At 71.2% G+C, this 22,889-nt stretch carries 19 protein-coding genes; 6 read left to right on the forward strand and 13 right to left on the reverse strand.

Annotation, left to right across the window (positions count from 1 at the left end; translation table 11 throughout):
- Positions 1–183 precede the first annotated feature (183 nt).
- Positions 184–4,152, forward strand: coding sequence for a type VII secretion protein EccC (locus tag B082_RS0112520; protein ID WP_018552142.1), 3,969 nt, complete (start codon positions 184–186; stop codon positions 4,150–4,152).
- A gap of 114 nt (positions 4,153–4,266) precedes the next feature.
- On the opposite strand, the gene B082_RS0112525 is transcribed toward B082_RS0112520, so the two are convergent.
- The 11 genes from B082_RS0112525 to eccB all read right to left on the reverse strand — a co-directional run bounded on the left by B082_RS0112525 (position 4,267) and on the right by eccB (position 13,706).
- Entirely contained in the window at positions 4,267–4,602 is a 336-nt protein-coding gene (locus tag B082_RS0112525; RefSeq protein ID WP_202454254.1) for a hypothetical protein, read from the reverse strand.
- A 67-nt stretch (positions 4,603–4,669) separates the two neighbouring features.
- Positions 4,670–5,407 carry a hypothetical protein gene (locus B082_RS0112530; protein ID WP_026249724.1) on the reverse strand — a complete coding sequence of 246 codons (738 nt, stop codon included), beginning with the start codon at positions 5,405–5,407 and terminating at the stop codon, positions 4,670–4,672.
- A gap of 15 nt (positions 5,408–5,422) precedes the next feature.
- A complete protein-coding gene (locus tag B082_RS0112535) occupies positions 5,423–5,722 on the reverse strand; it encodes a hypothetical protein (protein WP_018552145.1) in 300 nt (99 codons plus the stop codon).
- 38 nt (positions 5,723–5,760) lie between these two features.
- Complete coding sequence (locus B082_RS0112540; RefSeq protein ID WP_018552146.1) at positions 5,761–6,516, reverse strand: hypothetical protein; 756 nt, start codon at positions 6,514–6,516, stop codon at positions 5,761–5,763.
- Between the two features lie 54 nt (positions 6,517–6,570).
- Positions 6,571–7,812: a S8 family serine peptidase gene (locus B082_RS0112545; RefSeq protein WP_202454255.1), complete on the reverse strand. Its 1,242-nt coding sequence runs from the start codon at positions 7,810–7,812 to the stop codon at positions 6,571–6,573.
- A 53-nt stretch (positions 7,813–7,865) separates the two neighbouring features.
- Positions 7,866–9,323 (reverse strand): WXG100 family type VII secretion target, encoded by a 1,458-nt coding sequence (locus B082_RS0112550; RefSeq protein WP_018552148.1) that lies wholly within the window; start codon positions 9,321–9,323, stop codon positions 7,866–7,868.
- 31 nt (positions 9,324–9,354) lie between these two features.
- On the reverse strand, positions 9,355–9,849 hold the full coding sequence (locus B082_RS0112555) for a hypothetical protein (protein WP_018552149.1): 495 nt from the start codon (positions 9,847–9,849) through the stop codon (positions 9,355–9,357).
- Between the two features lie 111 nt (positions 9,850–9,960).
- A complete protein-coding gene (locus B082_RS0112560) occupies positions 9,961–10,242 on the reverse strand; it encodes a WXG100 family type VII secretion target (protein WP_018552150.1) in 282 nt (93 codons plus the stop codon).
- 84 nt (positions 10,243–10,326) lie between these two features.
- Positions 10,327–10,677, reverse strand: a complete 351-nt coding sequence (locus B082_RS0112565) for a WXG100 family type VII secretion target (RefSeq protein WP_018552151.1) — start codon at positions 10,675–10,677, stop codon at positions 10,327–10,329.
- 156 nt (positions 10,678–10,833) lie between these two features.
- A complete protein-coding gene (gene mycP, locus B082_RS0112570; protein WP_018552152.1) occupies positions 10,834–11,973 on the reverse strand; it encodes a type VII secretion-associated serine protease mycosin in 1,140 nt (379 codons plus the stop codon).
- Positions 11,974–12,155: 182 nt separating this feature from the next.
- Positions 12,156–13,706: a type VII secretion protein EccB gene (gene eccB, locus B082_RS0112575; RefSeq protein WP_018552153.1), complete on the reverse strand. Its 1,551-nt coding sequence runs from the start codon at positions 13,704–13,706 to the stop codon at positions 12,156–12,158.
- 317 nt (positions 13,707–14,023) lie between these two features.
- On the opposite strand from eccB, the gene eccE reads away from it, so the two are divergent.
- The 3 genes from eccE (at position 14,024) to B082_RS37930 (ending at position 17,585) form a co-directional block, all read left to right on the forward strand.
- On the forward strand, positions 14,024–15,202 hold the full coding sequence (gene eccE / locus B082_RS0112580; RefSeq protein WP_018552154.1) for a type VII secretion protein EccE: 1,179 nt from the start codon (positions 14,024–14,026) through the stop codon (positions 15,200–15,202).
- Positions 15,199–15,969 (forward strand): hypothetical protein, encoded by a 771-nt coding sequence (locus tag B082_RS0112585; RefSeq protein ID WP_018552155.1) that lies wholly within the window; start codon positions 15,199–15,201, stop codon positions 15,967–15,969. Before eccE ends, B082_RS0112585 begins: the two co-directional genes overlap by 4 nt.
- Before the next feature lie 254 nt (positions 15,970–16,223).
- Positions 16,224–17,585, forward strand: coding sequence for a DUF4157 domain-containing protein (locus B082_RS37930; protein WP_078622562.1), 1,362 nt, complete (start codon positions 16,224–16,226; stop codon positions 17,583–17,585).
- 117 nt (positions 17,586–17,702) lie between these two features.
- Here B082_RS37930 and B082_RS0112595 read toward each other — a convergent pair whose 3' ends face one another.
- Positions 17,703–20,285, reverse strand: a complete 2,583-nt coding sequence (locus B082_RS0112595; RefSeq protein WP_199783792.1) for a bifunctional FO biosynthesis protein CofGH — start codon at positions 20,283–20,285, stop codon at positions 17,703–17,705.
- Between the two features lie 117 nt (positions 20,286–20,402).
- Between B082_RS0112595 and B082_RS0112600 the strand changes: the two genes are divergently transcribed.
- Entirely contained in the window at positions 20,403–21,116 is a 714-nt protein-coding gene (locus tag B082_RS0112600; protein WP_018552157.1) for an HAD family hydrolase, read from the forward strand.
- A gap of 179 nt (positions 21,117–21,295) precedes the next feature.
- Here B082_RS0112600 and B082_RS0112605 read toward each other — a convergent pair whose 3' ends face one another.
- Positions 21,296–22,201: a S41 family peptidase gene (locus B082_RS0112605; protein ID WP_018552158.1), complete on the reverse strand. Its 906-nt coding sequence runs from the start codon at positions 22,199–22,201 to the stop codon at positions 21,296–21,298.
- 57 nt (positions 22,202–22,258) lie between these two features.
- Here B082_RS0112605 and B082_RS36055 point away from each other — a divergent pair, with 57 nt between their 5' ends.
- The gene (locus B082_RS36055) at positions 22,259–22,813 is read left to right on the forward strand and encodes an ArsR/SmtB family transcription factor (RefSeq protein ID WP_037710044.1); all 555 of its coding nucleotides are present in this window, start codon (positions 22,259–22,261) and stop codon (positions 22,811–22,813) included.
- Positions 22,814–22,889 lie beyond the last annotated feature (76 nt).

The raw sequence follows: 22,889 nt of genomic DNA on the forward strand, positions 1-22,889 counted from the left end.
CGCTGCACGCCGCGCTCTGGGCACGGCCGTGTCGGCAAAGTCCCGTCGTACGGCCGCAGGGCGTCACCCTATCGGGGCCCCTTCCCGTGCCTCCATTAGGATGATCGGCGCGCGGAGGTAGGTCGCTGCCACGGGGGTGCCGGCCCACAACTCTCCGGGCCGCACTGAGGGACTGATTCGCCGGTGACCCAGATCGTCGTCAAGCGCCCGCCTCGCGCGATGCCGCCCGAGACGTCCACGACGGAGCTGCGGCTCGAATCCCCTCCTGAACTGCCGCGCGGGCAGCAGGAGGGCATGGCCATGCAGCTGCTGCCCATGCTCGGGATGGGCTCGTCGGTGGTGTTCTTCTTCATGCCCGGCTCCCAGCCGTTCATGAAGATCATGGGCGTCATGATGCTGCTGTCCACGGCCGCGATGGCGGTGGCGCAGATCATGCGGCACCGCAAGGGCAGCCAGGGCGAGGCCGCCGAGGGCCGCCGGGACTATCTGAAGTACCTCGCGCAGACCCGCCGCAAGGTGCGCCGCACCGCGCGCGCCCAGCGCGACGCGCAGTTCTATCTGCACCCGGACCCGGACCAGTTGTGGTCGCTGGTCGCCGAGGGCGAGCGGCTCTGGGAGCGGCGCATCGCCGACGACGACTTCGCGCAGGTCCGCGTCGGTCTGGGCCCGCAGCAGCTGTGGACACCGCTGGTGGCGCCGAACACCGCTCCGGTGGAGGAGCTGGAGCCGTTGTCGGCCGGCGCGATGCACCGGTTCCTGGCGACCCACGGCTCGCTGGACCGGCTCCCGATGGCGGTGTCGCTGCGCGCCTTCTACCACGTCGTGGTCTCCGGCGACCCGGTGTCCGTACGCGGCTCCGCCCGCGCGACGGTGGCCGGCCTGGCCGCCCTCCACTCCCCCGAGGACCTCGTGGTCGCCGTCGTGGCGTCCACGGACGTGACGGACCAGTGGGACTGGACGAAGTGGCTGCCGCACACACAGGTCCCCGGCTCGTCCGACGGGGCGGGCACCAAGCGGCTGTTCAGCGACGACCTGTCCGAGGTCGAGACGCTGCTCCACAGCACCCTGGACGGCCGCTCCCGGTTCAACCGCGAGGGCACGCCCCTCCTGGACCAGCCGCACGTCGTCCTGGTGCTGGACGGCGGCGTCGTCCCGGCCAACTCACTGTTCGCCTCGGCGGAGGGCCTCCAGGGAGTGACCGTCCTGGAGGTCGTCCCGGAGGAGCTGGACGAGCCGCGCGGTGGGCTGCACATAGCGGTGCGGCCGGGCCGGCTGCGGCTGGACTCGGCGAGCGTCTCGTACCACGGCACGCCCGACCTCCTGCCGGTCGAGGCCGCGGAGGCGCTGGGCCGCCAGCTCGCCCCGTTCCGGATGGGCAGCGGCGCGGAGGACGACGAGCCGCTGCTCGCCAACCTGGACTTCACGGACCTGCTGGGCATCGGCGACCCGGCCGCGGTCGACACCAGCACGGTGTGGCGGCCCCGCTCGACGGCCGACCGGCTGCGGGTGCCGATCGGGGTCGGCGAGGACGGCTCCCCCGTCATGCTCGACCTCAAGGAGGCCGCGCAGGAGGGCATGGGCCCGCACGGACTGTGCGTGGGCGCGACCGGTTCCGGCAAGTCGGAGCTGCTGCGCACCCTGGTGCTGGGCCTCGCGGTCACGCACTCCTCCGAGACCCTCAACTTCGTCCTCGCCGACTTCAAGGGCGGCGCCACGTTCGCCGGGATGTCGGAGCTGCCGCACGTCGCCGCGGTCATCACCAACCTGGCGGACGACCTCACCCTGGTCGACCGCATGCGGGACTCCATAACGGGTGAGCTCCAGCGCCGCCAGGAGCTGCTGCGGTCGGCGGGCAACTACGCCAACCTCACCGACTACGAGAAGGCGCGCGCCGCCGGGGCCCCGCTGGAGCCGCTGGCCTCGCTGGTCCTGGTGATCGACGAGTTCAGCGAACTCCTCTCCGCCAAGCCCGACTTCATCGACATGTTCATCCAGATCGGCCGCATCGGCCGCTCCCTGGGCGTGCACCTGCTGCTGGCGTCGCAGCGCCTGGAGGAGGGCCGCCTGCGCGGCCTGGACACCTACCTCTCGTACCGGATCGGTCTGCGTACGTTCTCCGCCGCCGAGTCCCGTACGGCGCTGGGCGTGCCGGACGCCTACCACCTGCCGTCGGTGCCCGGTTCCGGGTTCCTGAAGTTCGGCACGGAGGGGATGACCCGCTTCAAGGCCGCCTACGTGTCGGGGACCTACCGGCCCGGCGTCGCGCCGGTCGCCGCCAACGGGGAACTCGCCATCGACCGGCGCCCCGTCCTGTTCACCGCCGCCCCGGTCGCGGTCCACTACCCCGAGCCCGATCCGCACGTCTCCTTCGCGCCCGGCGGCCACGCGACGCCCGACGCCCTGGCGGACACCGTCCTCGACGTCATCGCACGCCGCCTGGAGGGTCAGGGGCCCCTCGCGCACCAGGTGTGGCTGCCGCCGCTCACCGAGGCGCCGTCGCTCGACCAGATGCTGCCCCAACTGGCGGTCACACCCGAGCGCGGGCTGCACTCCCCGGAGTACGCGCACAACGGCGCGCTGGTCGTCCCCTTCGGCCTGGTGGACAAGCCGTTCGAGCAGCGGCGCGACACCCTGATACGGGACTTCTCGGGCGCCGCGGGCCACATGCTGATCGTGGGCGGCCCGCGCTCCGGCAAGTCCACCCTCCTGCGGGCCCTCATCGGCTCCTTCGCCCTCACCCACACCCCGCACGAAGTGCAGTTCTACGGGATGGACTTCGGCGGCGGCGGGATGATCGCCATCGACGGCCTGCCGCACGTCGGCGGGGTCGCGTCCCGGCTCGACCCGGAGAAGATCCGCCGTACGGTCGCCGAGGTCGCCGGCATCCTCAACCGGCGCGAGGCGTTCTTCCGGGACAACAACATCGACTCGATCGCCACCTACCGCCGGCTGCGCGCGGCCGGCCGGCTGCCGGGCGAGCCGTGGGGCGACGTCTTCCTGGTCATCGACGGCTGGCAGTCCTTCAAGACGGACTACGAGTTCCTGGAGCCCGTCGTCGCCGACATCGCCGCCCGGGGTCTCGGCCTCGGCGTCCACCTGATCGCCACCGTCTCCCGGTACATGGAGATGCGGGCGGCGCTCAAAGACCAGCTGCTCAACCGCCTGGAGCTGCGCCTCGGCGACCCGACCGACTCCGAGCTGGACCGCAAGATCGCGGTGAACGTCCCTGTCGGCACCCCTGGCCGCGGTCTGACGGCGGAGAAGCTCCACTTCATGGGCGCGCTGCCGCGCATCGACGACTCGGCGGGCGGCGGCGACGACCTGTCCGAGGCCACCGAGGCCTTCGTCAAGGCCATGAACGACAACTGGCCGGGCCCGCACGCCCCGAACGTCCGGATGCTGCCCAGGATGCTGTCGGCCCGCGAGCTGCCGAGCGGGCCCGACACCGGACGCGGCGGGGTCGCGATCGGCATCGACGAGATGAACCTCGCCCCGGTGTACATCGACTTCGACACCGATCCGCTGTTCGCGGTGTTCGGCGAGTCGGAGTCCGGGAAGACGGCCCTGCTGCGGCTGCTCATCAAGCAGATCACCGCCCGCTACACGCCGGAGGAGGCGCTGATCTGCGTCGGTGACTACCGGCGCAGCCTGCTGGAGTGCGTGCCCGAGCCGTACCTGGTCGGCTACGCGACGACGCAGAACACGTTCGAGTCGTACCTGGGCGACATGAACACCCTCATGAGCAGTCGCATCCCGGGGCCGGACGTGACCCCGCAGCAGCTGCGCACCCGCAGCTGGTGGCGCGGGCCGCGGGCGTTCATCATCGTGGACGACTACGACCTGGTCGCCACGTCCTCCGGCAACCCCCTGGCTCAGCTGGTCGACAACCTGCCGTTCGCCCGGGACGTCGGCGTCAACTTCATCGTCGCCCGCAGCAGCGCGGGCGCCGGCCGTTCCTCGTACGAGCCGTTCATCCAGCGCTTCAAGGAGCTGGGCGCGCAGGGCGTCATCCTGTCCGGCCACCCCAACGAGGGCGAGCTCCTCGGCGACGTGAAGGGCCGCCCGCTGCCTCCGGGCCGGGGCATGTTCGTCGCCCGCCGGGGCGGCCCCGCCCTGATCCAGACGGGGTGGCTGCCGCCGGAGGTGGACTGACCGTCACGACGGCGTGCGGGAGGGGGCGGCCCGATGCGGGCCGCCCCCTCCTGCACGCCCCGGGGCGCCTGCTCCGCTACGACCGGGGCCGGGCGCTGCGCTTCCCCTCGTCGGTCACAGCGACTGGACCATCTTCAGGGCTTCGGGCAGCGGGCACAGCGGGAATTCGCGCCTGAACCGGCGTGCGGCCACCAGCACGCCCTTCTCGTCGCGGACGCGCCGGAGTTCCGCCTCGTCCTTGACGATCGACCGCATGGCTTCGGGCGACGAGAACTGTGCGTACCAGCCCTTCCGGCGCCGCCGTTGGATGTAGCTCTCGCCGCTGCCCGGGAGGAAGACGCCCAAGAAGTAAAGGGGAGCCATCAACGCGACGTTGTGCGGCGTATGGAAGATCGCCACATAGAGACAGGCCAGGCCGACGCACCAGCACGTTACTCGAATCCAGACCATACGAGCTCTTCACCTGCCATTTCGGAGTTCCCGCCGCCCCGGCACCCTGGTGGGCGCCGCGAGCCCGTCAGGCGGTCGCGACCGGCCACTTGCCGCCCCGGAAAGCACTGTTGTCGTTCGCTTCGCCCTTGGCGACGGTCATTTGACCGGCCTGGGCCGTGACCACACCCACCAGCGCCACCACGAGCCCGGTGATGATACCGGCGTCCGACAGGGCCTCACCGATACCGGCGAGCAGACCGGCCCACGAGAACACCACGGAGCCCGCGGCAACGGCTGCCGCGACCATGACAACGATCGCCTTGATCAGAACAGCCGCCAGCGCCAGGTAGAACGCCACCCCGGCCACCGCGCACAGCACCAGCGCCGTGGCGAGCTTGTCGGAACTCGTTTCGATCTGGGTCGCTGCACCGGTCTGCCCCGCCACGGCCTTCGTGTACGCGTCGGCGCCGTCGCCCTTCCAGCTGAGGGGCGCCCTGAGCGCGTCCGCGGTGGTGTTTCCCGCGACGCCCGACACCTTGCCGCGGATCTCGGGACCCTCCCAGTCCTGCGAGTCCAGGTACATGAAGACCGGCGCGGCAGCACCCTTGAGGCACTCGATGATCTTGTCGCGGATCCAGCACCCGACCTCGATCATCTTGTTCGCGAACCAGATCAGGGGCTTCGCGATGGCATCCGGCACATACCAGTGGTTCACCGCCCCCTCGGCACGCGGACCGATTTCCAGGATCTTGGCCGAGAGCTTCACGATGCCCTCATTGAGCTTCTCTATCGTCGCCTCGGCTTGAGCGATATTGATTGCCACGTCAGTTCCCTTGCTTCAGTAGGCGTCTTCGACGGACTTCGTGGTGTCCACTTCTTGATTGTCATAAGCGTTGGCGTTCTTGATCAGCGCGTCCGCGACATCCGCCATGCACACCTGCCCCTCAAGACAGCGCGTGGATATCTGATCGATGGCCTCGCTGTAGGAGGAGACGATCATCTGGAAGAGGCCCGCCTCAAGGCGCGTCATCCTCATTCCCTGGACCGCACCGGCCACCTGCCCCATGGAATCGCTCTGCTCGTCCCACATCTTCGCTTCGGCCCGCAGCGCATCGGTTATGTGCTTGAGGTCTGCCATATCGACCTGCCCCTTCGAATCTCAGTCAATGAAACGCTTCAGTCGATGAAACGCTTCGGATCGCGGATCACGGCCAGGGCCTCGTCCAGCAGACTGTCCATCCGCAGCCCCGCGAGGCCCTCCATGGCGACGGCCTCGGCACTGCCCAACTTGGCCCTGGCGTCGCCGAGCGCCTCCTCGAAGGCCTGGTTCAGCCTGAGGTACGACTGCCCGGTCGCCCAGGACCGGTCCACCTCGCAGGAACGCAGCGCGCCCTTGGTCACCACCAGGGTCACGTAGCGGCCGGAGCACGTTCCCTCGACCACCGCCGGTTCGGACGCGGCTTCCTCCAGCCGGTCCACCGCGTCGAAGGCCGAGAGCACGTCCTCGGCGAGCTCGTCGAGGGGGCGGGCGACGACGTAACGCAGGTCCCGCTCGGGGATCTCGGGGGGAGCCGCGGGGGCGGAGGCGGGGCCGGACTTGCCTATGGGGCCGTCCAGCTGCTCCGCCTTGGCCTGCCAGTCGCTGTCCTCGAAGGCCTGGGCCCATCCCGCCATCTGCTCGCTCATGGCCGCGCCGTAGGCCTCTCCGACGGCCGCCCCGATGGCTTCCGGCCCCTGCCTGCGCTGCCAGTCCGAAGCGGCCGTGATGGATTCCGGAAGCCCGTCCGGTGCCAGCCGTACGGTCACGGCGCCCTGGGCGTCCGTTCCCTCACCGCCCTGGGACATCCGGGACTGCATGTCCGTCAGCATGTTCTGAAGGCCCAGCGCGTGTTGCTGGAACTGCTGTAGGCCCTTGATGAATTCATCGTCCATGGTGCCTCCTCCTGGCCTGTACGCGTACGGGTGTGTTCGATGGGGGTGCGGGGATCAGAACCGGGGGCCGGTGCTCCTCCGGCGCAGCAGGAAGACCGCACCGACACCGACGACCACGACCACGCCCGCTCCGGCGATGATCCAGACGGTCGCGCCCACACCGTCCTCGCCGTCCTCGCCCTCCGCCCCCGAGGCCGCGGGCGGTGCCGACTGCTCCGAGGAGGCCGAGGGGCTCGCGGACGCGGACGGCGACGCGGACGCGCGGGCCGCCACCAGGGGGTTCACGTCGGCAGGACCCGGATCGCCCGGGTCGCCGAGGACGGCCATGCGGGGGCGGACCGTGCCGTAGCCGATGTAACGGCTGGGGACGGTGCCTTCGGTGGGCTTGCCCGCGGTGTTCATCAGGACGCGCAGCACCTGGTTGCCGGTCCAGTCCGGGTGCATGGACCAGATGAGGGCGGCGGACGCGGAGGCGATGGCGGTGGCTTGGCTGGTGCCATTGCTCTTGCAGTACCCGGCCATGTCACCGCCGCACAGGATCGGGATTTCGTCCCCCGGAGCGGCGAGCGCCACCTGTGGCCCCGACACCGAGAACTTCGTCACCGAGGATGTCTTGTCGACGGCCGCGATGCCCGCGACGCCGAGGCTTGCCGAGGGGTACGCAGCACCATTTCCCTTATCGCCCCGGTTGCCGGTAGCCGCCAGAAGCAGCTTGCCGCGCTTCACCGCGTAATCCACTGCCTGTTGAATCTGCTCCCGCTCGCCGTCATCGAGCATGTAATCCTCGAAGCCCAACGACATGTTGAGGATCATGGCTTCGCTGTCGGCGGCGTAGCGGATCGCTGCGATCAGAGCCGGGACGCTGTTGGTACCCGACTCCTTCGAGGACCCGAAGACCGTCAGCGGGAGGATGCGCGCGTCGGGCGCAAGGCCCTTCACGCCCTGATCGTTCACTCCGTTGCCGGCGATCAGCATCGCCATCGCGGTGCCGTGCCCGTCCTTGTCCTTGTGTGCGCCTCGTTCGGGCTCCACGAAGTTCTTGCCCGGGAGCACTTTCCCCGTCAGCTCAGAGACGGAAGGGATGACTCCGGTGTCGAGGACAGCAACGGTGATCCCCTTGCCGGTGCTGACCTTCCACATCTGTGGGGCCTGCATCCGGTCCAGGTACCACTCGCGGTCGCGCATGGTGTCCGCGGTCGCGGCCGGGGCGACGGCGCCCCCGAGAAGGAGGAGAGCCCCCAGCGCCGACACCACCGCCGAAGCCCGCCCACGCCGTCGCCAGACCGTTGACCTCATGCCACCCACTCGTGTTCTGTCCGCCCACCGGCGTCGCTGCTCGGATACGGGCTCTAGTCGATCACGGGCGGGACCACTCCGTCGTCCCCCGTGGCCCAGGTCTCCTCGTCCTCGGCGAGATAGTCCGGGGCCTCGCCGTCTCGTCGCTTCGGACGCCGGCGTGTGCCCTGGGATCCGCCCATCGCACCGCCCATGGGGCCCATCCCACCCGTGCGCGCCGATTCGCGGACGAGGCCGCTGCCGCCGGGTGTGAACTCCCCGCCCGCCCCGGTACCGCGCGGTGTCCGCACCGTGCCGCCGGGCTGGGTGACCAGGCGCTGCGCGCCGCCGTAGCCGCCGGCACCGCCGCGTCCGCCGGGAGCCCCGACGGCCCCGCCGCCATGACCGCCCATCATTCCGTGGCCGGTCACCTGCCGCTCGCCACCGATCACAGCTGTGCGCGGTGTCTTCCCTGCCGGCGTCCCGGTCACGGTCCGCTCCGCCGTACCGCCGTGGATGCCCGTGTCGGTCCGGGTGATCGCGGGGGGCCTGACGCTTTCGACGCTCCTGCCCATCGGCCCGACGGGATTCGTCCGTCGGTCTCCCCCGCCACCGGGGCCGATCGGCCCCGTCTGCGGCGGCAGGACCACGGGCGGAACCGGATTCTGGTTTCCGCCGCCGCCCGGGTTCACGGGCGGGAGCCCGCCCGTGGGCGGGGTCGTCGTGACCGGCGGAGCGTCCGGCATCGTCACCGTGTCGATGTTCGTGCCGGTGGTGTCCGGCGCTCCGGGCACCACGTTGACGTGCTGCGGCGTGTGGGTGGAGACGCTGCTGATGGACGACGTGCTGCCGTCTGCGGGCTGGTTGACGGAGTAATGAGTGCCGCCCGCCGACGAGCCGACGCCCGGCACACTCGACACCGCGTGTGTTCCGGAACTGCTGCCCGGGGTGCCGTAGCTGGACTTCGAGTTGTCATACGACTCGCCTGGCAGCACCTCACCCGGCAGCGGCTTGAAGTTCGGCTCCTCCTGCGAGCCGATCGTCTGCTGCGCCATCATGTAGTACGAGGCGAGCTTGTTCATCTGCGGAATCGCCTCGTTCCGCGCCTTCTCGACCGCCTCCAGGCGGGCCTTCTCCTTCGCCTCGTCCGCGTAGCACATCGTCGTGGCGTCGGGGTGGCCCTGGATCACCGTGGAGACCTCGCTGAGGGCCTGGCCGGCCGTCTGGAGCGAGGTGCCCGCGGCGCCGGCGTAGTCGGCCAGCTTCAGGGTCTCCTTGGCGAAGTCGTCGCCCCACTCGCGGAAGGCGTCGCCGCCCTTGCCCTTCCACGTGGTGCGGCTGACGTGCTCCTTGAGCTCGGTGCCGATCTTCTCGATCTCGGTCTGCGCATCGATCAGAGCGGTGCCCCGGCTCATGATCGCCGTGGGGTCCACGCCACGGATCATGCTGAGCATGTCCTCGAACGACGCGTTCTCGAAGTCGGTCGTGACGTAGCAGGCATTGAGCGGCGGCAGCTTGCCCTTGTCCCCCATGGTTATCCCTCTCCCCCGTTCACTTCACGTCCTACAAGCCTTCGGACCCGCTGGACGAGCCATCGCCCGTGCCGCCGTTGTCCTTGTGCGCTCCGGGGTCCGTGTCGGTCCCCGGCTTGCGGTAGTTGACCTCGACCTGCTTCTGGATGGTGTGCAGGCGGTCGGCGTACTCCTGGTCGACGTTCTGGTAGCCGCGGTCGGCCAGGTCGACGGTGATGCCCATCGCCTCCAGCTGATCGCCGAGCGTCTTGGAGAGCTGCGTCAGGCGGGCGTGCACCACCTCATAGGCGCCGTGCAGTCCCATCGCCTCCGGAAAGCCCGTGCCGTACGCGGCGGCGGTGACCTTCTGTTCGGTGATGCGGCTGTGGGCGGCCGGTGATCCGTCGAGCGCCACGAGGAGCTTGTCCACGCGGGTCTTGAAGCTCTTCAGCGACTCGCTCGGCGTGTCCAGGTCCGGCGCGCTCGGTCCCTTGCCGGGGGCGTACGGGCCGTACAGCGGCGGGTCGTCCGGAAGATGGGATCCCATGGAAGCGCCTCCCCTAACGTGCCGTGGTCCCGCAGGCGTGGGTGCGGGCCGCGGTGTCCGCGTCCCGCACCCCCCGCGTGCCGGTTCCGTCGTGGTTCATCCGGGCCTGGATCAGCCGTGGAAGCGGCGGGACTGCGCGAGGTCGTTCGCGCGGTAGCCCTCGGTGGCTTCCATGAGCTTGGTCGAGATCGTCAGCAGCGTCTCGTGCATGTGGTTCACCTTGACGTCCCAGCCGCTGTGGCGGTCGTGGAACGCGCGCTGGGTCTCGCCGTCCCAGGTGGCGACGACGGCCTTGACCTTGGTGTTCAGCTCGTCGAGCTGGGTCTTGATGGTGTTGGCGGTGGTCTTGACCTGGTTAGAGGCCTCGACGACGCCGGAGTACGTGATCTCCATGGAGCGGTCTCCTGACGCGAAGGTCGCGAAGGTACGCGAAGGTGCGGAACGAGGACGGGTGACGAGGACGAGCCGGGCGACGGGCTACGAAGAGACCTGGAACCGGTCCAGGATGCCGTTGCTGCCCAGGTTGCCGCCGTCGACGCCCTTGAAGCTGTTGAGGCGCTCGATCTCCTCGGCGTCGAAGCCGTCGCGGCTCATCTGGACGGCTTCCTTCGTGAAGGCCAGGAGCTCCTTCAGGTTGCGCACGTCGAGGTTGACCTGCGTCTGGAGGCCGTTGTACGCGTTGGCCGCGACGCCCTTCCAGTGGCCCTCGACGGCGTCGATGACCCCGTTGAGGTGGGTGATCCTGCTTTCGAGCGTGTCGTGCATGTTGCCGAGCTCCAGGATGAGCTTGTCGATCTGTTCGGCTGAAAGCTTGAGCTTGTCTCCCATAACGCACCTTCCCCCATGAATTTGGATGTTGCGGACCGCCGGACCCTCGCGCGCCACATCTACATCGAACGCATTTTTGCGGTTGCCACTTTAGCTGCGAAGGCCAACGATTCCAACACACTTATGTTTGCTGCAAGTTGTTGGACATTCATCTATTCACGGGCGACGCCGGTCCCGCACCATGATCGCGGCTCCCGCGATCACCGCGACGAGGAGCCCCGTCGTGGCCAGCACGTAGGTCGAGATCCGGGTCATCCGCTCCTGCCTGGTTTCACGCAGCTGGAGCGCCACCGGTTCCGGTCCCACGGGCCCGTCCGACACCGCGCGGTCCGGAGTGGGGGCGTTCACCGGATGCTCGTCGTCGTTGAGGGCGCGCACCGGGTCGACCACCCCCCACCCGATGAAGTCGTCCCGGCCGTTCACCGCGCGCTCGGCGGTCTGCTCGATCTGGGCCACCACCTGGGCCTGCGTCCACCGCGGGTGCTTGGCCCGGATGAGGGCGGCGACCCCGGCGACGTACGGCGCCGAGAAGCTGGTGCCGTTGTCGACGCACTGGCCGCCCTTCGGAACGGTGGACACCATGTCGACGCCCGGAGCCGCGACCCCGACGAAGTCACCGGTCTGCGAGAACGGCGCCCGCTCGTCGTTGCGGTCGGAGGCGGCCACCGCCAGGACCCCCGGATAGGCCGCCGGATATGTCTCCTTGACCTGGGCCGAAAGCCCGTCGTTGCCCGCGGACGCGACGACCACGATGTCGGCCTTCAGTGCCTCGCGCACCGCGAGCGCCAGGTCCGAGTCGGCGCGCAGGGGCTTGGTGGTGTCCTGCGAGATGTTGATGACCCGGGCGTGCTTCTTGATGGCGTGGCGGATGGCCGCGGCCATCGACGCGGCGGTGCCGCTGCCCTTGTCGTCGTTCTGCCGGATCGGGATGATCGTCGCTTCCGGGGCGAGACCGACGAACCCCGTGCCCGCGCGCGGGCGGGCCGCGATGATGCCGGCGACCTTGGTGCCGTGGCCGACGACATCGGTCGTACCGTCACCGCCGCCCTTGCTCCTGCCCTTGCCGTCGGCCGCCGCCCTGGCCTCCGCCTCGGCCTCCGCCGACCCCTTCTTCGGCGCCGGAAGCAGATCGGTCCCGGCGCCGCGGTCGACGGCGTCCTTCAGCTGCGGGTTGACGGCGTCGACCCCGGTGTCGATCACCGCGACGCGGACGCCCTTGCCCTTGGTGTCCTGCCAGAGCTGGTCGAAGACCAGCCGCTGGAGGGCCCAGGGACGGCCCTGGATCTGCTTCTTCATCGGAAATGTGCACTCGCCGCTGCCCTCGGAACCCGTTTGCGGAACGGAATCCTCAGCCGCCGCGGGCACCGACGAAAACGCCGGCAGACCGACGCCCGCCGCACACGTCAAAAGCAGCACGACGGCCGAGGAACGGAATGCATTGCGGGTGATCATTTCGCGCTTCCCCCCTTCTTCCGTCGTCAGGAACTCTGCGGCTGTTTGGCGCTGTTGGTATCGAGACGGGGGCCCTTGGGAAGCAGGCCAGACCAGTTCTCCGGCACCGGCAGCGGCTTCACGTCCTTGTAACCGAGCCTGATCTGCGCCTGGTTCACCTCGGCCGCCAGCTCCTCCGCCGTCCCGGGCTTCGCGGTCTCACCGATCTTCGAGGGGTCCGCGCTGCTGTCGCTGTTGGTCTGCACGGCGTACCGCAGCCCGGTGTCCGTCACCAGGAAGATCGAACCGGTGGTCGGCGACGCCCCGCTGAACTGCCGGTACAGCACGCCGCTGCCCGGGGTGACGTACGCGCTGGTGGCGCCGTCCAGGAAGCTCACCGGAAAGCCGGGCCCGGCCCAGGTGGTCAGTTCGGGCACGCCCTTGGAGCTGACACCGTGCAGCACGTTGCAGACGGTTCCGGTGCGGGCCGAGGTGTCGTTGGCCTGGGTCGGAACGCTCGCGGGCCAGCCCTGCTTGGCGTAGAACTCCTCCGGCGAGGAGGTGAAGGACTGCGGTGCGACTTCGATGGCCTGTGCCTTCTGGCCCAGCGCCTCCGCCTCCGGGCTCGTCAGGAGCAGCCTGGCGACGAGGTCGGAGACGGGCGAGACCGCGCCCGGCAGGACGACGTAGTGCTGCATCCCCGTACCGGCGACGGCCTTGAGTACCGTGCCGACCTTGTTCAGGCGGGGTTCCAGGCCGTCGACGCCCGCCGGGTCGCCGGCCTTGCCCGGCAGCTTCGGGAAGTCGATGGGCGAACCGGCGTGCAGGGTGCCGAGCCAGTCCTTGGTGACCTTCTGGGGCTGGGCGCCCTCGCTGAACAACGACCGCCGCAGCACCTCGTCGCGGGCCGACGGCTTGTCGCCGCCGGTCGTCCCTATGACGTGCCGCGTACCGTCCGCGTCCACCAGGTAGCGGGTGCCGTCGCCGCCGTCCGCCTCGACGTACAGGGCCTGCCCGTCGTGGAGCTTCCGCTTGCCGCCGACCTTGTCCGCCTCCCGCTCGGCGAGCAGGAAGACCGCCTTCTGCACGGTGTTGCCCGAACCGGCGCCGGGCTGCTCGCAGACCGCCCACAGACTGCTGCTGCCCGCCTCCTGCGCGCTGGGCAGCCGGTCGGGGGCGTACGGGATGCCGAGCATCGGGCCCCGCTGGAGCTTCCCGCTGTCGAGTTCGGACTCGGGCACCTGCATCACCGAGGAGTTGTCCGGGTCAAGGAGCAGCTTGGCCGAGGCGAAGTTCAGCACCGGGTGCAGGCGCTTGACGCCCTTGGTCTCCAGGACCACGTAACGGGTGGTCGATTCGGAGCCGACGATGACGTGGGCGCCGGGGTCCGTCCAGCCGTCCGGCACCTTGGGCTTGAAGATGCCCCAGGCGCCGAAGCCCGCCAGCAGCAGGGCACCCACGATCACCCCCGGCACGACGGCGCGCAGCGGGCGAGGCGCCGCCTCGTCCGTACTGACCGCCGACGGTTGCAGGAAGGCGGCGACCAACCGCTTCTTCGCGAAGGTGTAGGCATTGAGTTCGTCACGCCGTGATGCCATCTGCCCGACTTCTCCCCGTGATTGTGGACGCCTCGCGAACCGCCCCCACTATGCCCGCCGGTCCCGGCACGCCGCTGTCCGGGTGCGGGCTGCGCACGGCCCGCCCGCGCCCCTGCCCAGCGGTGACAGGTGCTGGCCCCGTTCGAAGCGCTCGCCGCCGGGCGTGGGACAGTGGGCGGTCGCGGGCCGGTGTGCCGATAGCGTGGGTCCGGCTCGCACACGCCTTAGTGCCGTGACACGGAGGGACATACCGGGGGATGAGCAGCACGACGACCGCAGTGACGAGGTTGCATCCGCAGCCTGGACGGATCGGTGGGGTGCGGCTGCATCAGGTGGTGCTGCTGGAGATCGCCGGCGCGCTGATGCTGATCGGCTGGGTGACGAACAGGGTCCTGCTGGTACCGATGGCCCTGGTCGCGGCGGTGCTGGTGCTGCTGGCGGCGCTGCGGTGGCGGGGGCGGCCGGTCCTGGAGTGGCTCAAGACGTTCCTGGCGCTGCGCGGGCGGCTGAGGGCGGCGCGGCGGCCGTGGTCCGCCGAGGGCGTCGACCCGGCGCTGGCCCCGGTCCTGGAGTGCGAGGGCGCGCTGCGCACGTACAGCTACACCGACCGGCAGCGCGAGCGCGGTGTCGGGATGGTGGGCGACGGGACGTTCCTGACGGCCGTGCTCCTCGTGCAGCCGCGCGACGAACCGCTGCGCACGGCCCGTGAGGCGCGGCCGCTGGAGCTCGGTCTGCTGCACGACGCCCTGGAGGTGGACGGCATCCGGCTGGAGTCGGTGCAGGTCGTGCAGCACACGCAGCCCGCGCCCGGCCCGCACCTGCCCGAACAGGCCGCCGCCGCCCGCTCGTACGCGCCGCTCCAGGCGCAGGCCGGCACGCCCGCGGTCCGGCTGACGTGGATCGCCCTGAAGCTCGACCCGAAGCTGTGCCCGGAGGCCGTGCAGGCGCGCGGCGGCGGGCTCGGCGGGGCGCAGCGCGCGCTGTTGCGTACGGCGGACCAGCTGGCGAGCCGGCTGACGGCGGCCGGGTTCGACACGTCGATCCTGACCGAGGCGCAGGTGACGTCCGCGCTCGCGACGTCGGCCGGGGTGAACCCGCAGGCCAGCGCGCTGGCGGTGCGCTCGGACACCTCGGTGCGGCGCACCGCGGAGTCCAGCCGCACCTGGCGCTGCGACGACCGCTGGCACACGACGTACTGGGTCGGCCGCTGGCCGCACCTGGGCTCGGGGGCGGCGGCGTCGGCTCAGGTGGTGGCGCTGCTGACGTCGATGCCGGCCCCGGTCAGCACGTTCAGCCTGACGGTGTCGCGCGGTACGGGCAATACGCCGGCCGTCAGCGGGCACGTCCGGCTCACCGCGCGGGGCGCGGAGGAACTGGTCGCGGTACGGAGGCAGTTGGAGCGTGCCGCACGTGGAGTGAAGGTCGGCCTGGTACGGCTGGACCGCGAACAACTGCCCGGTGTGCTCGCCACCCTGCCGCTCGGAGGTACCCGTTGACCGCCCACCGCAGGAGCCCCGCCGCCACCGGCCCCGCCGTTTCCGCTCCGCCGGCGGCGGCCGGGCGGGGCCGGGCCGGGCGCGGGCTGCTCGGCCCGCGCCGCGGCCGCCACGCACTGCCCGTGGAGCAGCTCGCCGCGCTGCGACTGCCGCTCGGCGACGACGGGGTGGTGGCGGGCACCGACGCGAAGGGGCAGCCCGCGGTGCTCGGCCTCTTCCGGCCCGTGCAGCTCGACGTCGTGGTCATCGGCAGTGTGTGGACGGCGCAGGTCCTGGCGCTGCGCACGGCCGGCACCGGGGCCCGCGTCGCCGTCGAGACGGCGAGGCCGCAGGCGTGGACGGGTCTCGCGCAGGCCGCGGGCGGCGGCCAGCAGTGCATGACGGTGCACGACGTCAAGCAGGTGGGGCCGCAGGGCGCGTCGGTCACCAACCCGGTCCTGGTGGTCCGGGACTGCGGCATGCGCCCCCCGCGCAGCCGGCTGGCACCCGGCCCCTGGCAGTCCGTGCTGACGCTGCTGCCGTTCCTGGGCCCGGCGGCCCCGAAGCTGGTGGAGCACGCGGGCCTGGTCGGCATCCAGCGGGTCTCCCCGGAGGAGGCGGCGGTCCTGGGCCGCATCCTGCGCCTGCCCCAGGCGAACGCGGAGGCGCTGTCGCAGCTGGGCGACGACATGGTCCTGTGGTGCACGCCCCAGCACCGCAAGCTGGTCAAGGTCCAGCCGACGGACATCGAGGCGGGCCTCCTCGGCGGCCCGCGCCGCCTGGACTGACGGGGTCCCGGACGGCGGGCACAACGCGCCCGGCACACACGCGCCCGGCACACACGCGCCCGGCACACACGCGCCGGGCGCGTATCTGGCGGGGGAAGTCCTGCCCGGCGGCGTGCTGCCTCCTCGGGCCCTCGCACAGTGTCCGCTGCGACCTGCCCCCCTCGGCCCTCGCACAGTGTCCGCTGCGACCTGGTCACCGTGACTCCCACCCTGTATCCAGGAAACCCGCACTGCCGCACGTGGAGGAGCCGGCCTTGCCCGATCACAAGAACGTCAGGGAGACCGGGGCCGGGGCCGCCGCGCGCAGGGCCGTGTCGGTCCCGCCCCCGGCCATCCAGCAGGAGGGCCTGCTCAGCCTCCAGGCCACGGTCGGCAACGAGGTCGTCGTCCAGATGCTGCGCCGGGCGGACCGGCTCCGGGAGCCGGAGGAGCACCGCCATGTCCCGGGGTGCGGCCACGAGGGGACCGGGCGGGAACCCCGTCCGGTGCAGCGGTCCACGGTCCATGACGTGCTCCGCCGTCCCGGGCGGCCCATGGACGAGGCGACCCGCACCGACATGGAGGCCAGGCTCGGCGCCGACTTCTCCGACGTACGCGTCCACAACGACGCCGCCGCGAAAGCCTCAGCAGCCGAAGTCGGCGCCCGTGCCTACATGTCCGGCAGCCACGTCGTCCTCGGCCGGGGAGGCGCAGACAGGCACACGCTGGCCCATGAGCTGATCCATGTCATCCAGCAGCGACACGGCCCCGTCGCCGGCACCGACAACGGCAGTGGGCTGAAGGTCTCCGACCCGTCCGACCGGTTCGAACGGGAAGCCGAAGCCAACGCGAAGCGGGCGATGGGCAGCGCCCGTGCCCCGCTCCAACGGGCCTCCGCCTCCGCCCGGCAGTCCAAGCGCTCCGGCACCTCCGGCAAGGAGTCGATCCAGCGGGTCAAGACCTGCCCCTGCACCGACCCGTACTGCACTGCCGGAGAACGATGCTCCCGCGCGACGCCCTCCTACATGCTCGGCCAGCACGGCATCAAGGAGAAGGAACAGGCGCGCCTGAGTGCGCGGTACAACACCACGGTGAACGGCACGACCCATCAGTCGGAGCATCTCTTCGCATACCGGGTTCTCCAGGGGGACAGCTCTTTGACGCGTGGTAAATCGAATGAGGCGAAGAGCCTGGACAACAACGCCCTGGCCTACCAGGAACTGCATGGGGCGCATCGCGCCCACCCGGGAACCGGCACCTCGAAGAAGGTGGGCCCCTCGGGGTTCAACGCGGTGACGTACCGGGACGACACCCACAGCCTGCTTTCGGCACATCAAGCCGGTGCGGCCGGTCAGCTGAACACGATCGGGTACGTCCACAACCAGAACGGGCAGTGGCTGGACCTCAACGACCCCGACGTTCAGGCGATGAACGACTCGCAGCTTCAAATGATCTACGCGCAGGGGCAGCGGGGCGTCGACATGGCCACCAGGGCCGGCGGGCAGAACGTCGTCCAGAACGTACAGGTCTCGTGGGAGGAACTACTGGAACAGCGAACGGCACACCTGATGCGCTCGATGAGCCGGCAGGACGCCGAGACGCAGGCCAGAACGGAACTCGGGCCCTACTACTACTGAGCTGATGTCCCACCCGTCAACGACACGTCCGGGCAGCCTCGGCCGCCCCTGCCTTGCCCTCCCGGACCGGCCCGCGCCGCCTGAACAGCGGGCGGGCCGACCGCACGCCCCCGGCCGTCAGTCGGGCAGCACCGGCAGCAGCTCCGGCAGGTGCCCGTCCGAGGCGGCGGCCGCCGCGACCCGCTCCTCGGGCACCTCCCCGTACAGCGTGGTACGCGGCTTCGCCGGGCGTCCGGCGAGATCCGCGATGGCGACGAGATCCTGGACCGAGCGGTACGAGCCGTAACCCGACCCGGCCATACGGGAGATCGTCTCCTCCATCAGTGTGCCGCCCAGGTCGTTCGCGCCGGAGCGGAGCATCTCCGCCGCGCCCTCCGTACCGAGCTTGACCCAGCTGGTCTGGATGTTGGTGATGTGCGGGTGCAGCAGCAGGCGGGCCATCGCGGTGACGGCCCGGTTGTCGCGGTCGGTCGGGCCGGGGCGGGCGATGCCGGCGAGGTAGACGGGCGCGTTGGTGTGGATGAAGGGCAGCGTCACGAACTCCGTGAAGCCGCCGGTCTCCTGCTGGAGCGCGGCCAGGGTGCGCAAGTGGCCCAGCCAGTGGCGGGGCTGGTCGACGTGCCCGTACATCATGGTCGAGGACGAGCGCAGGCCGACCTCGTGGGCGGTCCTGATGACCTCCAGCCAGGTCGCGGTGGGCAGCTTGCCCTTGGTGAGGACCCAGCGGACCTCGTCGTCCAGGATCTCGGCGGCCGTGCCGGGGATCGAGCCGAGCCCGGCCTCCTTCGCGGCGACGAGCCAGTCCCGGATGGACATTCCCGTACGGGTCGCCCCGTTGACGACCTCCATCGGGGAGAACGCGTGGACGTGCATGCCGGGCACGCGCTCCTTCACCGCCCGCGCGATGTCGAAGTACGCCGTGCCGGGCAGGTCCGGGTGGATGCCGCCCTGCATGCAGACCTCGACCGCGCCGACGTCCCACGCCTGGGCGGCCCGGTCGGCGACCTGGTCCAGGGAGAGGGTGTACGCGTCGGCGTCGGTGCGGCGCTGGGCGAAGGCGCAGAAGCGGCAGCCGGTGTAGCAGACGTTGGTGAAGTTGATGTTGCGCGTGACGATGTACGTGACGTCGTCCCCGACGACGTCACGGCGCAGCATGTCCGCGATCCGGCACAGCTCGTCCAGGGCCGGCCCGTCCGCGTGGAGCAGGGTGAGCGCCTGGTCGTCGGTGAGCTTCGTCGGGTCGTCGGCGGCCTGGCTCAGCGCAGCGCGGATGTCACCGTCGATCCGCGAGGGCACCATCCCGGGGGCCGCCGCCTCGCGCAGCGCCTCCCAGTCCCCGTACACCACGTCGAAGTCGTCGCGGCGGTCGCCGGTGCGGCCCTCGGTGTCGATGGTGCGGTGCAGGTCGGTGCGGCCGGAGGCGTTGAAGCCCTCGTCGGGCTCCTGCCAGGGCAGCCCGGCGGGGATCGCGCCCTCGCGGGCGAGGCCCGTCTCCGGGTCGGCGAGCGCGCGGACGTGCGGGAGCAGCCGGGGGTCGAGCCAGGGTTCGCCGCGCTGGATGAACTCCGGGTAGATCGTCAGCCGTTCCCGCAGCGCGAAGCCGGATTCGGCGGTGCGGGCGGCCAGCTCCTCGATGTGCGGCCAGGGGCGCTCGGGGTTGACGTGGTCCGGGGTGAGCGGCGAGACCCCGCCCCAGTCGTCGATGCCGGCCCCGATGAGCAGGGCGTACTCCGCGTCGACCAGGTTCGGCGGAGCCTGGATGCGGGCGGACGGGCCGAGGATGTGGCGGGCGACGGCGATGGCGGCGGCCAGCTCCTCCAGCTCCGCGTCCGGCATGCCGCGCATCGCGGTGTCGGGCTTGGCCCGGAAGTTCTGGACGATGACTTCCTGGATGCCGTGGTAGGCGCGGGCGGTGCGGCGCAGCTCGAACAGCGCGTCGGCGCGCTCCTCGTACGTCTCGCCGATGCCGATGAGGACGCCGGTGGTGAACGGGACGTTGGACCGGCCGGCGTCTTCGAGCACGCGCAGCCGTACGGCGGGTTCCTTGTCGGGTGAGCCGTGGTGCGGGCCGCCCGGTTCGGACCAGAGCCGGGTCGCCGTCGTCTCCAGCATCATCCCCATGGAGGGCGCGACGGGCTTGAGGCGCTGGAGGTCGGTCCAGGTCAGCACCCCGGGGTTGAGGTGCGGCAGCAGCCCGGTCTCTTCGAGGACCCGGATCGCCATGGCTCGTACGTAGGCGAGGGTGTCGTCGTAGCCCTCCGCCTCCAGCCACTCCCGCGCCTCGGGCCAGCGGTCCTCCGGCCGGTCCCCGAGCGTGAACAGCGCCTCCTTGCAGCCCATCGCCGCACCCTCGCGGGCGATGGCCAGCACCTCGTCCGGCGACAGGAACATGCCGTGCCCGGCCCGCCGCAGCTTGCCGGGCACGGTGACGAAGGTGCAGTAGTGGCACTTGTCGCGGCAGAGCCGGGTCAGCGGGATGAAGACCTTGCGGGAGTACGTGATGACTCCCGGCCGCCCCGCCGCGTCCAGGCCCGCGTCCCGCACCCGGGCGGCGGACGCGGCGAGATCCGTCAGATCGTCGCCGCGCGCCTGGAGCAGGACGGCGGCCTCCGCGCTGTCGAGGGCGACACCGTCACGGGCACGCCTGAGCGCACGCCGCATCGAATTGGTGGTGGGGCGTCCGCGCTGAGGATCGGTCATGCCAACGAGCATACGAGCGAGCGGGTGACCGCCGACTGTGCGGTTCTCCCGCAGGTCACACGCGCCCCTTGTGCCTCGGCCGTACGCGGGGCCATGCCCCGTAGGCTCGGCCCGGTGATGGAAACGATCGTCCTCGACATCGGCGAAACACTCATCCGCGACGACCGGTACTGGGCGTCCTGGGCCGACTGGCTCGGCGTCCCGCCGCACACGCTGAGCGCCCTGGTCGGGGCGGCGGTCGTCCAGGGCCGCGACAGCTCCGACGCGCTGACCATGCTCCGCCCCGGCATGGACGTCACCGAGGCGGCCCACGCCCGCGCGGCCGCCGGGCGCGGCGAACACCTCGACGAGTCCGACCTCTACCCGGACGTACGCCCGGCCCTGGCCCGGCTGCGGGAGCTGGGCGTACGGGTGGTGGTCGCGGGCAACGGCACGGCGAAGGCCGGCGAGCTGCTGCGCGCCCTCGACCTCCCGGCGGACCTGGTGGCGACCTCCGGGGAGTGGGGCGCGGCGACGCCCGACCCGGAGTTCTTCGCCCGCGTCCTGGAGGCGTCGGGCGCCGACCCGCGCGCGACGCTGTACGTGAGCGCCCACCCGGCGCACGGCCTGTTCCCCGCGAAGTCGTCCGGCCTGCGGGCGGCGCACCTGCGGCGCGGGGCGTCCGGCTACTGGTGGGCGGACCACCCGGACGTGATCGAGACGGCGGACTTCCGCGTGGACGCGCTGACGGAGCTGCCGGGGCTGGTGGAGAAGAAGGAGCCGGCGAAACCGACGGAGCCGGAGGGCGAGGCGCCGGGACAGCCGCGGCCCCGGACGCTGCGGGCGTTGTAGGGCGGCGCGGGCGCTGCGGGCCGGTATGTAGCTGCGGGCCGGTTGCAGGGCGCGGGCGCTGCGGGCGTTGCGGGCGCTGCGGGCCCGTTGTAGGGCGCGGGCGCTGCGGGCGTTGCAGGGGAGCGCGGGCGGCGTGGACGTGCGGGCCCGTTGCAGGACGGCGCGGGCACGAGGGCGGGTCAGGCCGCCAGACGGGCGAGGGCCAGGGCGTGCGCGTGGTCGAGGGCGTCGGCTGCGGCGCAGGGGCTGTCCGGCCGCACACCGGTGCCCTCCCAGTTCGCCCCGGAGACGGGGTTCACGGCGCGGCCGACGGGCACGGTGGCTTCCAGATGCGGGGTCAGGGTCCAGCCCCGGCACGGGTGCGCGCCGCCGCGGGTGGGTTCGCCGACGACAACGGCGCGGCCGAGCTGCTGGAGGTCGTACGCCAGCTCCTCGGCGGCGGAGAACGTGCTCCCGCCGCACAGCACGTACAACGGCTTGCTGCCGCCGAAGCGCGCGCCGGGGACGTGCGGCGGGCTCCACGACTGCTCGCCGCGCTCGCCGCCGCGCCAGTGCATGGTGTTGAGGTGGGTGCGCTCGTCGAGCAGGTAGCCGCAGACGAAGGCGACCGTGTCGGGGTCCCCGCCCCGGTTGGCGCGCAGGTCCACGATCAGCGCCTGGGCGCGGGAGGCCAGGGTGAGCGCGGCGCCCAGCGGTTCGGCGGCCCACTCCAGCGGGAACAGCATCGGTGCCGGCTCCACCACGGCGACCCCTCCGTCGAGCAGTTGCACCCGGGGCACACCGCCCAGGGAGGAGTCGAACTCCCGGCGCATGGCGTCCAGGGTGGCGGCGCCCTGCTCCGGGGGGACCGGGATGGCGTGGTGTTTCAGTCTCAGGTGCCGGTCGCCGTTGACGGACTGCAGGTCCGAGGTGACCAGGCGGGCCAGCTCCTCGGCGTCGTCCACGTCGTACGCGCCCTCGTCGAGGCGCCGTGTCAGCAGGGCGGCCAGCTGGTCGGCTGTCCCGGGGAATACGTACTGCTCGGTCAGCAGCCGGACCATCTCGTTGATGACAGGGGCCGGCGTGAGCTTCGTCGGGGTCGTCATGGCAGGGAGTAGAGCACCGCCCTTGCGAAAGCGTCAAGAAGATTAGACACTTTCCCCATGCCTGATCAGCCTCCCCTCCCGCGGCCTCCCGAGGACGTCATGGAGATCGGGGCGCCGGAGCAGTTCGCGGCGCTCTCCCACCCGTTGCGTCAGCGGCTGCTCTTCGCCCTGGGCCAGCGGCCCGCCACCACCAGCCAACTGGCGGCGCGGCTCGACGCGAAGAAGGGCAACGTGGCCCACCACCTCAAAGTGCTCCGCGAAGCCGGGCTGGTCCACATCGCCGAGACCCGCCAGGTCCGCGGCGGCACCGAGCAGTACTACCAGCGCACCGCCCGCCGGATGGTCGTCGCGGAGCCCCAAGCCGCCGGCACCGCCGCGATGCTCGCCGCGGTCGCCCAGGAACTGGACCGCGCGCCCGTCGATCCCCACCTCACCCTGCGCCACCTGCGCCTGAGCCCCGCGAAGGCGAAGGAGCTCGGGGACACCCTCACCCGGCTGGTGGACGAGGCCGAGGAGGAAGCGGAGGGCCGACCCGTGCACGGCGTGCTGGTGGCGCTCTACGAGCAGGCGGCGCCGACCGGCGGTCCCGGGACGGACCGGGACCCCGCCTGACGACCTCCTGACGCCTCAACAGGACTCATCCGTAAGGCAGTTCAGGAGGAATGGATTCCGCCGGAGCGTGATCAAC

Origin of the sequence: Streptomyces sp. ATexAB-D23 (assembly GCF_000373645.1) — a bacterium.
Taxonomy (GTDB): Bacteria; Actinomycetota; Actinomycetes; order Streptomycetales; family Streptomycetaceae; genus Streptomyces; species Streptomyces castrisilvae.